13 protein-coding genes and 1 pseudogene are annotated in these 15271 nt (G+C 54.2%); 9 read left to right on the top strand and 5 right to left on the bottom strand.

Annotated features, from left to right (window positions below; genetic code table 11):
* Positions 1 to 2 precede the first annotated feature (2 nt).
* The 3 genes from V0288_RS03865 to groL form a co-directional block, all read right to left on the bottom strand.
* Entirely contained in the window at positions 3 to 362 is a 360-nt protein-coding gene (locus V0288_RS03865; RefSeq protein WP_332863707.1) for a hypothetical protein, read from the bottom strand.
* Positions 363 to 620: 258 nt separating this feature from the next.
* On the bottom strand, positions 621 to 1307 hold the full coding sequence (locus V0288_RS03860; RefSeq protein ID WP_332863706.1) for a C40 family peptidase: 687 nt from the start codon (positions 1305 to 1307) through the stop codon (positions 621 to 623).
* A 135-nt stretch (positions 1308 to 1442) separates the two neighbouring features.
* Positions 1443 to 3116 (bottom strand): chaperonin GroEL, encoded by a 1674-nt coding sequence (gene groL, locus V0288_RS03855; RefSeq protein ID WP_332863705.1) that lies wholly within the window; start codon positions 3114 to 3116, stop codon positions 1443 to 1445.
* Positions 3117 to 3410: 294 nt separating this feature from the next.
* Here groL and V0288_RS03850 point away from each other — a divergent pair, with 294 nt between their 5' ends.
* The 4 genes from V0288_RS03850 (at position 3411) to sigC (ending at position 8517) form a co-directional block, all read left to right on the top strand.
* Positions 3411 to 4385, top strand: coding sequence for a LysR family transcriptional regulator (locus V0288_RS03850; RefSeq protein WP_332863704.1), 975 nt, complete (start codon positions 3411 to 3413; stop codon positions 4383 to 4385).
* A gap of 57 nt (positions 4386 to 4442) precedes the next feature.
* The gene (locus V0288_RS03845; RefSeq protein WP_332863703.1) at positions 4443 to 5507 is read left to right on the top strand and encodes an anthranilate phosphoribosyltransferase family protein; all 1065 of its coding nucleotides are present in this window, start codon (positions 4443 to 4445) and stop codon (positions 5505 to 5507) included.
* A 413-nt stretch (positions 5508 to 5920) separates the two neighbouring features.
* The gene (locus tag V0288_RS03840) at positions 5921 to 6964 is read left to right on the top strand and encodes a S1 family peptidase (protein WP_332863702.1); all 1044 of its coding nucleotides are present in this window, start codon (positions 5921 to 5923) and stop codon (positions 6962 to 6964) included.
* A gap of 320 nt (positions 6965 to 7284) precedes the next feature.
* Entirely contained in the window at positions 7285 to 8517 is a 1233-nt protein-coding gene (sigC, locus tag V0288_RS03835) for an RNA polymerase sigma factor SigC (RefSeq protein WP_332863701.1), read from the top strand.
* 118 nt (positions 8518 to 8635) lie between these two features.
* Here the strand turns inward: sigC and V0288_RS03830 are convergent, their stop codons facing one another.
* Positions 8636 to 9094: an aminotransferase class III-fold pyridoxal phosphate-dependent enzyme gene (locus V0288_RS03830; RefSeq protein WP_332863700.1), complete on the bottom strand. Its 459-nt coding sequence runs from the start codon at positions 9092 to 9094 to the stop codon at positions 8636 to 8638.
* 121 nt (positions 9095 to 9215) lie between these two features.
* Between V0288_RS03830 and V0288_RS03825 the strand changes: the two genes are divergently transcribed.
* Together V0288_RS03825 and V0288_RS03820 are read left to right on the top strand one after the other, a co-directional pair.
* Entirely contained in the window at positions 9216 to 10514 is a 1299-nt protein-coding gene (locus V0288_RS03825; RefSeq protein ID WP_332863699.1) for a homoserine dehydrogenase, read from the top strand.
* Between the two features lie 92 nt (positions 10515 to 10606).
* Positions 10607 to 11449 carry a peptidoglycan DD-metalloendopeptidase family protein gene (locus V0288_RS03820; RefSeq protein ID WP_422661890.1) on the top strand — a complete coding sequence of 281 codons (843 nt, stop codon included), beginning with the start codon at positions 10607 to 10609 and terminating at the stop codon, positions 11447 to 11449.
* A gap of 108 nt (positions 11450 to 11557) precedes the next feature.
* On the opposite strand, the gene V0288_RS03815 is transcribed toward V0288_RS03820, so the two are convergent.
* Positions 11558 to 12139 (bottom strand): NADPH-dependent FMN reductase, encoded by a 582-nt coding sequence (locus tag V0288_RS03815; protein WP_332863697.1) that lies wholly within the window; start codon positions 12137 to 12139, stop codon positions 11558 to 11560.
* 101 nt (positions 12140 to 12240) lie between these two features.
* Between V0288_RS03815 and V0288_RS03810 the strand changes: the two genes are divergently transcribed.
* From V0288_RS03810 to V0288_RS03800, 3 genes and pseudogenes are all read left to right on the top strand, one after another.
* Positions 12241 to 13056, top strand: coding sequence for a SirB1 family protein (locus V0288_RS03810; RefSeq protein ID WP_332863696.1), 816 nt, complete (start codon positions 12241 to 12243; stop codon positions 13054 to 13056).
* A gap of 33 nt (positions 13057 to 13089) precedes the next feature.
* Positions 13090 to 14028, top strand: a complete 939-nt coding sequence (locus V0288_RS03805) for a glycosyltransferase family 2 protein (RefSeq protein WP_332863695.1) — start codon at positions 13090 to 13092, stop codon at positions 14026 to 14028.
* A gap of 198 nt (positions 14029 to 14226) precedes the next feature.
* Positions 14227 to 15271, top strand: a pseudogene (locus V0288_RS03800) (hypothetical protein); the annotation flags it as partial.

Genomic DNA, 15271 nt, shown 5'->3' with positions numbered 1-15271 from the left:
AATTATCGAGAGAAATAGAGTTCGCCGAAGGAAGCGGTGGGGATCTCGTCTTCCCCCTCTACCTCCGTTCGCGGCACGTAATACAATTTTAGCTCCTGTAATTGCTCGGCGAGCGCTTTTTCCACCGCGATTTTCACGCGTAAGCGCCTGGTTTCGCTATCGTGATATTTTTCCCCTAATGTCCGGAAACTGCGGGGTAAACGATCGATCGCGCTGTTGATTAGCCGTTGAAAGTCGATTCCCGATAGATATTTCCGATAAGAAGAGGGAATATGATTTAGCTGTTCTCTCACCTCGATCTCGACTAAACGCCGAACAACCGGGAGGGCATTCGTGTCCATAAGGCTATCAGTTTTCGCCATAAGCAAGATGATCTCGATCTTAACCGGTTGTCAGAGGGGAGGGAGTGATAGATCCCCCTATAGGCGAGTGATCTATATCACTCGCCCGCGCGTTCCCGGCCGACAAAATTAAGGTCGATCGCGCGATACGTTTTCTCCATCGATAGTGATCTCCCGCGTTCTCCGTGTGTCCGTAGTTTCTCTTTACTTTTCCAACAGATAGCGAGGGATAATCTGTATCGTTCGGTACATTTTCCCGATCGGGTCGAGAGAGACCGTTTATTCGGTATAACCGCCCATTACCCGACCGAATCCGCGCAGTTTGTGAAAATAATTCCGACTTACCTCGTCGCCGGTTTCCGAGAGGATATCGATGCCGATACCGTTTCTGCCCATCTCTTTACCGGAACTGTGAATATAAGAGTTATTTCCTAAATACAAGGCGACGTGATTTATTCTTTCATTCCCGAAAAAAATCAGATCGCCCGGTTGCAGTTCCTCGCGGTGTATTGTCTGACAAAAAGCTTCCTGCTGGTACGAGTCCCGAGGTATCCAGATGCCCGACGCGGAAAAAGCGGCCTGCATCAATCCCGAACAATCGTAATTCGGCGCGAGGGTTCCGCCCCAGAGATAATGATTGGGGGTGTTTCGCGCCGATTCGGTGAACGCGATAATATCGGGAATCCGTTCTTCAATTTCGGCGCGGGATACGGGAATCGCTTGATAGGGAACGGGAGAAGGTTCGATCGCTTCTATGTCCTCTACGGACAACCAAGCGAGATACCCGTCCTCGCGTAATTGAACCCGTACCCCATCGTCCACGACTTCGGGGGAAACAATCTGTAAGTGCCTTCCCGCCGCCGCTTGGGTGGCTAATTCCCGACAGGCGGGAGAATTGTAAAGATTCAAATCACGAAGACAGCGATATTCACCGGTAGGAGAATCGGGAATGAATAGGGGATTCATAGAAAGAAACGACAAATTCCTAATAACAAAGGGAGGGATAATCCCCCCCTTTACGGGTTATTTGGATTGTATCAGGTCGGGTCAAGCTCTATCCGCTTCCTATCCGGGAATTTTAGCGGATAGCTGACGGCGAGATTACATCATGCCCATGCCGCCCATGCCACCCATGCCGCCCATGCCACCCATGCCGCCCATGCCGCCCATATCGGGCGCGGGGGATTCTTTGACGGGTTTCTCGACCACTAACGCCTCGGTGGTTAATACCATACCGGCGATCGATGCGGCGTTCTGTAGGGCGGAACGAACCACTTTCGCGGGGTCGATAATGCCGGCCGCGATCAGATCCTCGTAGGCGCCGGTGAGGGCATTGTAACCGATGGCGAAGTCGGTCGATCGAACGCCTTCCACGATAACATCGCCTTCCGCGCCCGCGTTATTGGCTAACTGACGCAGGGGCGCTTCGAGGGCTTTGGCGACGATATCGGCGGCCACTTTTTCCTCGTCGTTGGCGAGGGAAGATTTAAAATCGGCCACTTTCGAGGCGAGGTGAATCAGCGTCGTACCGCCACCGGGGACGATTCCTTCCTCTACCGCCGCTTTGGTCGCGTTCAGCGCGTCCTCGATGCGGAGTTTGCGATCCTTGAGTTCGGTTTCGGTCGCCGCGCCGACTTTAATCACGGCCACACCGCCGGCGAGTTTGGCGATACGTTCCTGTAATTTTTCCTTATCGAACTCGGAATCGGTTTCTTCTAGCTGTTTTTTCAGTTGGCCGAGACGTTTCTGCACGTCGGCTTTATTTTTGCTGTCGCTGGTGGCGACGATGATCGTGTTGTCTTTCTCCAGGGTGATTTTTGTGGCCTGCCCTAGCATATCCACCGTCACCGTGTCAAGACTTAAGCCGACTTCTTCGGAAACGAGACGGCCGCCGGTGAGAATGGCGATATCCTGTAGTACGGCTTTGCGACGTTCGCCGAAACTGGGGGCTTTGATGGCGACCACGTTTAACACGCCGCGGGCTTTGTTGACGACTAGGGTGGCGAGGGCTTCCCCTTCCACGTCCTCGGCGATGATTAACAGCGCGCGACCGAGACGGGCGACGGTTTCGAGGACGGGAACGAGATCGGCGATCGAGCTAATCTTTTTGTCGGTGATCAGGATTAACGGATTCTCGTACTCGGCGATCTGTCTTTCTTGATCGGTGATGAAGTAGGGGGAGATATAGCCCCGATCGATCTGCATCCCCTCGACCACTTCCAGTTCGGTGGTGAGGGATTTCGATTCCTCGACGGTGATCACCCCGTCGGTGGTGACGCGATCCATCGCCTCGGCGATCATCTGTCCGACTTCCTCGTCGTTGCCGGAGGAAACGGTCGCGACTTGGGCGATCGCTTCTCCCTCGATCGGTTTCGCGACTTTGGCGATCTCTTCCACTAGATAGGCGATCGTTTTATCCAATCCCCGCTTTAAAGCGACGGGATTCGCGCCCGCGGTGACGTTTTTCAAGCCTTCTTTCACTAAAGCCTGGGCGATCACGGTCGCGGTGGTCGTACCGTCTCCCGCGAGATCTTTGGTTTTCGAGGCCACTTCCTGGATCAGTCTCGCCCCGGTATTTTCGAGAGGATCGCTTAATTCGATTTCTTTGGCGACGGTGATCCCGTCATTGACGATCTGCGGCGCGCCGTATTTCTTCTCTAACAGCACGTTCCGACCTTTCGGCCCGAGGGTGATCTTCACCGCGTCCGCTAGGGCGTTCACGCCTCTCTCTAGCGCCCGTCGGGAATCGTCTCTGAATGCAATAATTTTCGCCATAGTTCGATTTTTGATTGGGGACTCCATTAGTCAATTTAGCACTCTTACGCGAGGAGTGCTAATTTTCCCCGATAGGGGGTCGGGTGTCGGGAGATGGGGAGATCGCTATCCTGTCGATCTGTATCAAACCGAAAACTCTGTTTCTCACACAACAGGGAAAGAAAACCCTACTCCCTACTCCCTACCCTCCCGCCTCCAAAAAAATCCCCGTCGGTATCAATTTCTACATTAACGCGGCGATAATATCCGTTATCTTCATGAAATCATGACACGAAGGAATTACAGCGAGCGAGAATGCGGATCGAGCAGTTGCAGGCGTTTTTAGCGGTAGCCGATACGGGCAATTTCGGTCAGGCCGCCCAACAGTGCGGGGTCACTCAATCGACGATCAGCCGACAGATCCAATCGTTGGAAACCGATCTCGGTTTACCCCTGTTCCATCGCACCGCGCGGGCGAAGTTGACGATCGCCGGGGAGAAATTACTGCCCCGCGCCAAGCGTATCTGTTCGGAATGGACGAATATCCATCAGGAACTCGCGGACTTGCGGGCGGGAAAACAGCCGGAATTGTGCGTGGCGGCGATTCATTCGGTCTGCGCCCACTATTTACCGCCGATTTTGCAGAAATTCTGTACCGATTATCCGGAGGTACAATTACGGGTAACGGCGCTGGGAAGCGATCGAGCCTTGAAAGTTCTCCGGGACGGGCTGGTGGATATCGCGCTGGTCATGAATAATCGATTCTTAACCTCTAGTCCGGAGATGGTGGTCGAGGTACTATACGAGGAGGAGATCGAGGTGCTTCTCGCCGTCGATCATCCCCTGGCCCGCTACGAGGAAATCCCCTGGCCCGAATTGATCCGTTACCCGCAGGTGGTGTTTAAAGATGGCTACGGGATGCAGAGATTGGTACAGGAATGGTTTTCCCGGCAGGACGCGACCCTGAAAACGGCGATGGAACTGAATACCCTCGACGCGTTCCGCGGGGTGGTCCGTCAGGGAAATCTGATCGCCCTCCTGCCCCGATCGGCCCTGCACGATGCCCGCGGGGATTCTAGTCTGGCGATCCGCCCGATCTCCCGACCCGATAACGGTTTCGGATCTCTCCTATCGAATGGTAAACTGAACGAGCGTCCCACCCGTCAGGTCGTGCTGGTAACGACTAACGATCGCCTGCAAATTCCGCCGATCGAACATTTCTGCCGATTGGTGCGTCAGATGACCTGTTCTACCGCCACGGCCCTGGAAACCGCCTCGTTAAAGGGCTAGAATTGACCGTAATTCAAAAACGCTAACCCCGTTGTAATCCAGAAATTCCTAATCCAGATGAGCGATACTTTTAGAGAATTACTGAAATCGATCGGTAGCGGGGTTCATACCGGAAAAAATCTCACCCGATCGCAAGCGGAACTCGCCACCCGATTGATGCTGACCGGAGAGGCGACCCCGGCGCAGATCGGCGCTTTTCTGATCGCCCACCGGATCAAGCGTCCCACTTCGGAGGAACTCGCGGGCATCCTCGACGCTTACGACGCGTTCGGGCCGAAACTGTCGATCGAGCCCTCGGCTTTCGCCTATCCCGTCACCGTTTTCGGCAATCCCTACGACGGGCGCTCGCGGACGGCCCCGGTTATGCCCGTCACGGCGTTACTTCTCGCGGCCCAAGGGGTTCCCGTCGTCCTCCACGGGGGCGATCGGATGCCCACGAAATACGGCATTTCCCTCGCGGAAATCTGGCGCGGTCTGGGATTGGATTTCACAAAACTTTCCCTCGACGGGGTACGGGATTGTTTATTGGAAACCGGTTTGACTTTCCTCTACATCCCGAAACATTTTCCCGCGGTACAATCTCTCGTTCCCTATCGCGAGCAGATCGGCAAACGACCCCCGTTAGCGACCGTAGAATTGATCTGGTCGCCCTTCGCGGGAAATATCCATCAGATCGCCGGGTTCGTGCATCCCCCCACCGAGGAGCGTTTTCGAGAAACGTTAGCCTCGCGCGGTATCCATCATTTCACCACCGTCAAGGGATTGGAGGGAAGTTGCGATCTCGCCGGTAGTCGAACCGCGATTATCGGTCTCGGAAATCCGATCGAACCCGGTTCTTTCGATCGATTTCTGTTACACCCTCGCGACTATAACTTTCGATCGGGCGACCCGGAACTCGACTCCCCGGAAACGCTTTTCCGACAATTAAAAGCAGTGATCGAATCCGGGGAAAACGAATTAACCGACGCGGTAATTTTAAACGGGGGATTTTATCTCTGGCGTTGCGGGGTGAGCGCGGATTTACCGAGCGCGTTCGAGCGGGCGCGAACTCTTTTACGAGAAGGAAAAGTTCGGGATAAACTGGGATCGATCGAACGATATCTCGATCGGGTTCGCCCCTAGAACGATCGGGGGTTCCGCCCTGACAAGAGCGGCATTTTTACGCTATACTCTTGCCCGCGAGAGCGAAAAGTCACGCCATCTATTGGGAAAAGTTCTAAATTATCTCGACATTTTTAGCGTAGTAATCCGCGCCCCCATGCCGCGCCGAATAGTCCTAAAAACGTTTCTTTCCGTGTTTTCACGGAAGGAATTCGATCGGCCGTAATTTTACAATTCCCTAGATCGGTTTCCGGTTTAGCGAGTACAGAGCTTCTGAAACTTCTTTCTACTGGAAACCGCGAGAAAAGTCTAGCGAGCGTCTCTTGACGTTTTCACGACGATCGCTCGTTCGACCCGCCACCTCGGTGTTTTTCCGGTTCCGTTTCCCGGCCATCGAGGGATTCGCTTGCCGTTTAATAACTGGCCTATTAACAATGAAACCATCTCGAATCTCGAAACTATCCGCTTATCCCCTAATGATCGCGGGGGTATTAGCCGCTTTAGCGAACCCGTCTACCGCCTCGGTTATCCGAGACGGCATGACTTACACGCAATACGATAACTATTTTCTGTCTTCTACCGGCGGCGGCTATCAGAATGTTTTTAACAATGTCGGTAAATTAACCTGGTCCGGTTATCTTTGTTCGGGAACGGCGATTAACGCGAGTTGGGTGCTAACCGCCGCTCACTGTCTGGATAATACCAGCGTGTCGCCTGGAGGGTACACGTTCACCCTGGGGAGCGCCAGTTTCACCGGCGCGGCCAAGTTCGTGCATCCGAATTGGAATTCTAGCAATCTCGGCGCGGGAAACGATATCGCCCTCCTCAAGCTCGGTAGCCCGATCTCCACGACGATCCTGTCCGCTTTTCCCACCCTATGGACCGCGGCCTACGGGTCGGAAATCGGCCGAACCTCGACTCTAGTGGGTTTCGGCAGAACCGGCAACGGACTAACCGGGGCGACCGGCTCTGCCGGCTTCAAACACGCGATCCAAAACTCGATCGATGCCTACGGTAACGGCAGGGATAACTACAATAGTTTTTTTAACCTATCGGGCGCTATCCTTCTGACAGATTTTGATAATCCGCTCAACACGAACAATCAAAACAATCGAATCGGGGGGACAGCCCTCGCTTACGAGGGGGATGCGGCGCCTGGAGATAGTGGTGGCGGCTTATTTATCGGCAATATCCTGACGGGGATTACTTCTTTCGGCTGGGGTCGCTATGATGGTACGGCCAACAGCAGTTACGGGGATTTATCCGGCTACACCAGGGTAGCTTCTTTCACGGACTGGATCAACACGACGATCGGCGCGAATCTCGCTACCAACTCGATTGCCTCGGGTTCGACCGCTCTAGGAACTTCCAGCCCCTCCACGCTCGATACCTCCGTTCCCGAACCGGGGGCGAGTTTCGGTCTCCTCGCACTCGGGACTCTCGGTTTCCTATCGCTCCGTTCGCGCGCTCGCGGGTGAACCTAGAGCGTTTTCCGGGCCTCGATCTAGCGTTTTTTCCCCGTTGTTTTTTTCTGTATGTAACGAAAATTGTCGGAAATCTCTCGCTCGATCGAGTGGGGGATTTCCCGTAAAAGATGGAAATTCCCCGGAAGATAGTAAATTCCTCTCAGTATTCCTCGTAATTTTCAGGCTATCTCGACGATCCATTCGGTAATTTTCCCTAGTAAAAAAAATATCTATCCACGATGATTTCTCTCGGGAAAGTGGGAACAATAGCAGTAAAGAATCGGCTCGTAGAAGCTTTAAATTCCGATCCCGTTGTCCGCCCAGAAATCGCTATGCCAGTAGAATCCCACCGAGTCGCTCCCGAATCCACCGCCTCCGTTCCTCGCTCTCCCGCTCCCGTCGAGAGCGACGGGGAACCGAATACCCTCGATCCCGATCTCGACCTTCTCTTGTCCGAGTCCGAGACGGTACAGCCTCCAGCAATGACCACCGATCTAGTTCGTTTGTACCTACAGGATATCGGTCGGGTTCCCCTGCTCAAAAAAGATGAAGAGGTACAAAAGGCGCGGCAAGTACAGCGCCATGTTTCTCTGATCGAGACGCGGGATATGGCGGTTCACGACGGTGACGGGCGCTTACGGGAATTCGTCCGATTGATCGAACTGTGCGATCGGTTAACCGCCCGACTCTCCCACCGTCCCACCCTGGAAAACTGGGCCCGCGAGGCCGGGAAAAGCGTCGGCGAGCTAAAAACGGCGTTAGCCTCCGGAAAACAGCGCTGGGCCGAGATCGCGGCGATAGAAGTCGCCGAACTGGAACAGGCGATCGCCCTCGGTACTCGCGCCAAAGAACACATGATCAAGGCGAACCTGCGTCTGGTGGTATCGGTCGCCAAAAAGTATCAAAATCGCGGGTTAGAACTACTCGATCTCATTCAAGAGGGAACCCTCGGACTGGAGCGGGCCGTCGAGAAATTCGACCCGACCAAGGGCTATCGCTTCAGCACCTACGCCTATTGGTGGATTCGTCAGGGAATCACCCGCTCGATCGCCACCCAGAGCCGAATTATCCGTCTTCCCGTCCACATCACGGAAAAACTCAATAAAATCAAGAAAATTCAGCGCGAGATCTCCCAGAGTCGCGGACGGACCGCCTCGATCGAGGAAATCGCGCGAGAACTAGAAATGACCCCCGAGGGAGTCCGCGAGATTCTTCTCCGGATTCCCCGGTCGGTATCCCTAGAAATTAAAGTCGGCAAAGAAAAAGATACCGAATTACTCGATCTGCTAGAAACGGAAGAAGTCTCTCCCGAACATCATCTAGCTTACGAAGCCCTCCAGAAAGACGTGCAACAGCTACTCGAAGCGCTCACCACCCGCGAACGGGAAGTGATCGAACTGCGCTACGGTTTCCTCGACGGGAAATCCTATTCTTTGGCCGATATCGGCCGCACCCTAGAACTCTCCCGCGAGCGCGTCCGCCAGATCGAGGCCAAAGCCCTGCAAAAACTACGCCAACCGCGCCGACGGGAACAGATCCGCGATTATTTTGAAGCCTTACGGTAGAGAAGAGTCAGGAGTTAGGAGGCAGGAGGGAAGAGAGTAGGGAGTAGGGGGTAGGCAGTAGGGAGTAGAGGAGTAAATTGCTCGAAACTCTCCATTTTTTCCCGAAACTAGCTCCTCTCTATCGGGGATCTCCATCTCCCCACTCCCTATCTCCCGATCGATCGGGCACCAGTTTAATCGCTCCCTCGTTCGATTCCGCTCCAGAATTAGTGAAAAATACTCTCGCTTCACCCTCGATCGGGGCGTGACCCGCCAATCTTTCCGCTAACTCCACCATCGGCGCGTCATAGAAATCCGTCCCCGACATATGGATAAGTTGACCCGCTTGCTCTTGGATCGCCCGGACGACCGCGGGGTGACAGTGACCGGTAGCGGTAACGGCGATCCCGGCGGTCATATCGAGAAAGATATTACCGTCCACGTCCTCGATCGAACAGCCTTCCCCCCTCGCGACCACTAGCGGGTAATCGCGGGTATAGGACGGGGAGGTGACGGCGCGATCTCGATCGATCGGCGCCTTGGCTTTCGGCCCGGGTAGGGGGGTTTGAATGCTGGGGAAGGGAGATAAGGAGGACATAGCACAAAAGGGAAATATTTTGTCCTTTTGTAACACGGTTTTTTAGAAAAGATTGGATATCTTGTCTCGGGGGACGGGTTTCGACTAGATTGGGAAAGGGAATAGCGAGGGAATAACTATCGTGGCGTTCAAGATTGGCTTACTCGGTTTAGGGGTCGTGGGGACGGGAGCGGCGAAGATACTGCTCGATCCGGTCGGTCGGCATCCCGTGGTCGGGGAAATCGAGATCCATCGGGTGGGGGTGCGATCGATCGACAGACCCCGAGACGTAGACCTCCCCCCGCACCTACTCACCACCGACCTCGAATCGATCGTCCGCGACCCGGAGATCGATATCGTCGTCGAGTTACTGGGGGGATTGGAACCGGCTCGATCGCTGATTCTGGAAGCGATCGAGCACGGAAAACACGTCGTTACCGCCAATAAAGCTGTTATCGCCCGTTTCGGCGACGAAATCTACGCCAGAGCTAACGAGAAAGGCGTGTACGTCCTCCTAGAAGCCTCCGTCGGCGGCGGAATCCCGGTGATCAAACCCCTGAAACAATCCCTCGGCGCGAACCGCATCACCAGCATTCTCGGCATCGTCAACGGCACGACCAACTATATCCTTACCGAAATGACCCAGAAAGGCGCGGATTTCGCGGAAGTCCTCGCGGTCGCGCAGAAATTGGGCTACGCGGAAGCCGATCCGACCGCGGACGTGGACGGACTCGACGCGGCCGATAAGATCGCCATTCTCGCCTCGTTGGGATTCGGGGGACGGGTGAAACGGGAAGATGTCTACTGCGAGGGCATCCGAAAGATCAGCGCGGTCGATATCACCTACGCCGATCGACTGGGATTCGTCATCAAATTATTAGCGATCGCCAAAGATAGTGTAGAAGACGATTCCGATACCCTAGAATTGCGCGTTCACCCGACCTTACTGCCGAAAACCCATCCCCTCGCCAACATTAACGGGGTTTATAACGCCATTCTCGTCGAGGGGGAACCGTTGGGACAGGTGATGTTTTACGGGCCCGGCGCGGGATCGGGACCGACGGCCAGCGCGGTGGTGTCGGACGTGATGAATATCGTCGGAATTTTGCAAAGTAGCGGTAAAACGGCGACGCTCGACCCGTTGTTAAGCTGTACCCACCAACATTACTGTCAGATCGCCCCGATCGAGGAATTATATAGCCGTTTTTACGCCCGTTTTCTCTGCGAGGATGTGCCGGGGGTGATCGGTCACTTGGGAACCGCTTTCGGCGATCATTCGGTCAGTTTAGAATCGGTGGTACAGATCGGTTTTCAGGGTGGTCTGGCCGAGATCGTTGTCGTCACCCATAACGTGCGCGAGGGCAATTTCCGGGAAGCGTTACGGGCGATCGATTCCCTGGACGCGATCCACAGTATCCCCAGCATTCTGCGGGTATTATAGAGGACGATCGACAGGAAACAGAAGAAACCAAACCGCTCAGTCACGAGCTTGTCAACGTGAGGATACCGAGAAACCCTTTTTCGAGACTATTCATCGCCGCGCTCGTCCTGTCCGTCTGTAGCGAGCCTCTTCTCGCTCAATCCGGGAACGTGTGCGCCGCGCCGGTTCTCTCGCGCCTAGAGCGTCATAAAATTCAAAAAGGGGAGACGATCGCCTCGATCGCCGGAAAATACGCCTTAAATCCCAATACCCTGATTAAACTCAATCCCACTATTCTCAAAAACGGTCAGGCTCCCGTCGGACAGGAAATTCTGATTCCCCCGATGGACGGGATACGGGTGGAGGCGCCCAAGGGTTCCACCTGGCGGGATCTAGAGGGAGCTTACGGGATTCGCGCCGATATCCTCTTCGAGTTGAACGGTTGTACCCGTTCTCCTAGCGTGGTTTTCATCCCCGGTACGAGTTGGCCGGCCACGAGCCGGCGATCGGATTATATCGGGTTGGCCGGCTATCCCCTATCTTTCCCCGCTAAAATCGGACTCGGCTACGGCTGGCAGAAAAACCAAACCGAACAGAAAGGATTATTTCATAGCGGTATCGATTTTCTCGCCGATATCGGGACCCCCGTTCTCGCGGCCGATGACGGTTTGGTGATTTTCGCGGGACAGGAGGGAACCTACGGGAATCTGGTGATTATCAGCCATTCGGGAAATCGTCAAACCCGTTACGCGCACTTGCAGACGGTACGGGTGCGGGTCGATGAGCGCGTGCGGATGGGAGAGGAAATCGGTACGGTCGGCACGACGGGACAACCGGATATTCCCGAACCGCACCTGCATTTCGAGGTTCGTCTGAAAACTCCCGTCGGTTGGGTCGCGCAAGATCCCGCCATTCATTTACGTCCGCCGACGGATGGCAAGAAAAGAATTAAGTAAAGATATCTCGATCGAGAAGTGGCCGTCGATAACGTCGAGCGGGATAACTTCGCGGGCGATTTTTCCCGATTCTACAGGCTAATGGAGTCGCCAATCACTATTCCCCCCTTAAGCGTGTAATTTCTTGACCGTGCGGGCTAATTTCGCGCCGATCGCTAGAATCGCTTCCTGCTGTTTCCAGTCTTTTAAATCTCCCTTTTCATCGAAAGCCTCGTGAGCGCCGGGGATCGCTTTCTGGTCGGGAATCACGAAAACGCCGATATTTTCCAGGATGGCGCGGACGTGAACCAGTCCCCGCAAACCGCCCAATCCCCCGGGAGACGCGGCCGTCAACGCGGCCACCTTATCGCGGAAACAGGCGAGACCGGGTTCATCGGGAGCGGGACGGGAGGCCCAATCGATGGCGTTTTTGAGTAACGGCGTGATCGAACTGTTGTATTCGGGACAGGAAATTAAAAATCCCTGATGTTCTTTGAGTAGAGATTTTAATTTCAAGACATTTTCCGGTAGGCCCTCGCGCGATTCTAGATCTTCATCGAACAGGGGTAACGGTAACTCGCGAAAATCGAGATAGGTGACTTCCAAACCCTCGGAAGAGGCTCCCCTAGCGGCGAGTTTCACCAGTTTTTTATTAAACGATCCCTCCCGCGCGCTCCCGGCGAAAGCGATAATTTTCAGTGTTCCCGACATACAGAACCCCCGTTATGGATTTTTTCCGATTCTATCAAAGACACGTCGGGGGAGGCGATCGACTAGAATAGGTAAATGTGCCGGTTTCCTAGGTTGCCCGAATGACCCCCGATCTGTTGTATCAAGCCTTCGCGCGGGAGATCCAGTATCCCGATCCCGATATCGATCTAGCCCGGGCCGCTTTACAGATCGCCCGATTCGAGTATCCGCGACTGGCGATCGAACCCTACCTGCACCGGCTCGATCGCATGGCGGAAGAGGTGCGCGAACGTCTTCCGGCAACCCGATACCCGCTCAAAGTCATTCAAACGATCAATGAATATCTCTTCGAGGAATTGCAATTTTCCGGCAACACGCAAGACTATTACGATCCGGGTAATAGCTATCTCAATGACGTGATCGATCGCCGGACGGGAATCCCCCTCACCCTCTCGATCGTCTATCTGGAAATCGCCAAACGTCTCGACTTCCCGATGGTGGGAGTCGGTTTACCGGGGCATTTTATTATCCGTCCCAACTTCGACGAGGTGGCTATTTTCGTCGATCCGTTCCATCGCGGGGAAATTTTATTCGAGGAGGATTGTCAGGAAAGATTAAGCCAGATCTATCAGCAACCGGTGAAATTAGAGGCGCATTTTCTCGCGACCGTCACCAATCATCAAATTCTCGTGCGAATGCTGACGAATTTGAAGTATATTTTTCTCAACCGTCAGCGCTGGGAGAAAACGATCCAGACGATCGATCTCCTGTTGTTGTTGATTCCCAACCACCCGATCGAACTGCGCGATCGCGGGTTACTCTTTTATCGATCGGGACAACTCGATCGGGCAAAACAAGACCTCGGCTTCTACCTCGCCTTACTACCCGACGCGCGCGATGCCGACACGATCCGTCAATTACTGCAAGAAATCGGCTAAGCTAAAAACCGTAATCTCGACCCCCGAACCCTCGTGTTTATCAGCGTTGTCATTCCCACCTACAACCGCGAACCGATCCTGAAAAAATGCCTGCTCGCCCTAGAAAACCAGCGTTTCACGGATAATAAGGTGGAAAAATACGAGATCGTCGTCGTCGATGACGGTTCCACCGACGGAACGCTGGAATGGTTGTACGATCGCAAGGAATCCCTGCCACACGTTCGCGTTCTCGAACAGGATCACGGCGGCCCGGCGATCGCGCGCAATCTAGGAGTCGAGAAAGCGCTGGGAGAGACGATTATTTTTATCGATAGCGATCTCGTCGTCACGGAGAATTTTTTGCAAGCGCACGCGGACGCGCTCGTTGAGGGGGAACGGAAACTCGGGAGCGATCGACTGTTCACCTACGGCGCGGTGATCAATACGTGTAATTTCGAGAGTCCCACCTCCGAACCCTACAAAATTACCGATTTTTCCGCCGCGTATTTCGCGACGGGGAACGTGGCGATCGCGCGAAAATGGCTGATCGAGGCGGGATTATTCGACACCGGTTTTCAACTTTACGGCTGGGAAGATCTGGAGTTAGGGGTACGCTTGAAAAAATTGGGGCTGAAGTTGATCAAATGCCCGGAGGCCGTCGGCTACCATTGGCATCCCCCTTTCGCGCTGTCACAGATTCCTAACCTGATCGATAAGGAAATCCAACGGGGACGGATGGGGGTGTTGTTCTATCGAAAACATCCCACCTGGGAAGTGCGGATGATGATCCAGATGACCTGGATACACCGACTATTGTGGGGATTGCTGTCGATCGGCGGAACGCTCAACGAGAGGACGATGGCCCCTCTCCTACAATGGTTGATCGATCGGGGGAAGCCGCAACTCGCGCTAGAGATCGCCCGCGTTTTTCTCAACTGGTATAACGTGCGCGGCGTTTATGAAGCTTACGGTGAGTGGAAAAGTAACCCGTAAAAATCGTCAACATTTCTTGATAATAACGTTACTAATTTTCGCGCGCGGCGGCGATCGATCGGGAGAAATAGCGGGATTATCGATAGGATAAGGGTTCCGGACGACTCTCGGAAAACGGGAACCTCGATAGCCCCTTGATAGTTACCAGCCGGTTCCGGGCATATTAAAAGTAAATTTCCTTATAGGAGGAATCCCATAATGAATATCGGGGATATTTTGATCGGCTTCGTCGGTGGCGGGGCGATCGGTGGGGGAGTGTTATACGCTCTAAAACAAGGAAAAATCACCGAGTTAACAAAACAATTCGACAAAGCCCGTTCAGCCCTAGATGAAACCGAATCCGAGCTACAAGACACGAAAGGACGACTGGAACAGTCGCGCCGCGAGTCGGAAGCTCGTATCCGCGGCATCGAGGGAACCTATCGAGAGGAAGTCGCCAAACTCCAGCGAGAGCTAGACGAAACGCGATTCAATTTGCAGGAAATGACGGATTCCGCACCGTCCGAAGATCTGGAAGCGAGTTATGAAGCCAGAATCGAGGAATTGCGGCGAGAATACGAACGTCAGCTAGAAGAAGCGCATCAGGCTCAACAATTCCAGCCGCTGGAGACCGCGGGGGGTTATCCCCCGGAAGTCGAAACTTTCCAACAGGACTATTCGAGTCCGGAAGGAGAATGGCAGGATACCGCGTCCGCTTTCGTCGATGAAGATGAATCACCTTTTCTAGAAGAGGAGGGAAGAGCGCCCCAATTCGCGGAACCGTGGGACGATCTTCCCGATACTCCTAGAGATGAATTCGGTGAAATTCCCGTCGATACCAGCCGTTGGGAAGAGTTTTCCCCCCCGGTGCCGGAATTATCGGACGAGGAAGAATCGTTACCGGAACTCGATTTTCTAGAAAGCCTACACCCGGAAACCCCGGACGCGTCGATCGAGAATTTTCAACCCGAAACGGAAGCGTTCGCGACTTTCGGAAGATTCGAGGAAACAAGCGACGAAACGGAAGCGTTCGGAAATTTTTCGGAGTATGAAGAAAGCGCGGCCGACATGAGCGGCTTCGGGGAAATGACAGTAATTCAGCCCCCCGCGGCTGAATTTAGCCCGGAAACGAGCGCTTATGAAGGTTTCGGAGGATTCGAGGAAACGAGCGACGAAACGGAAGCGTTCGGGACTTTCGACGGATTCCAAGACAGCGAGACCCTAGAACCTCAAGCGGAATTTAGCCCGGAAACGAGCGCTTATG

This window comes from Pannus brasiliensis CCIBt3594 (assembly GCF_036688125.1).
GTDB classification, from domain to species: Bacteria; Cyanobacteriota; Cyanobacteriia; order Cyanobacteriales; family Microcystaceae; genus Pannus; species Pannus brasiliensis.
The sequence above is the reverse complement of the archived record's forward strand: the minus strand, read 5'-3'. Positions and strand labels throughout refer to the sequence as shown.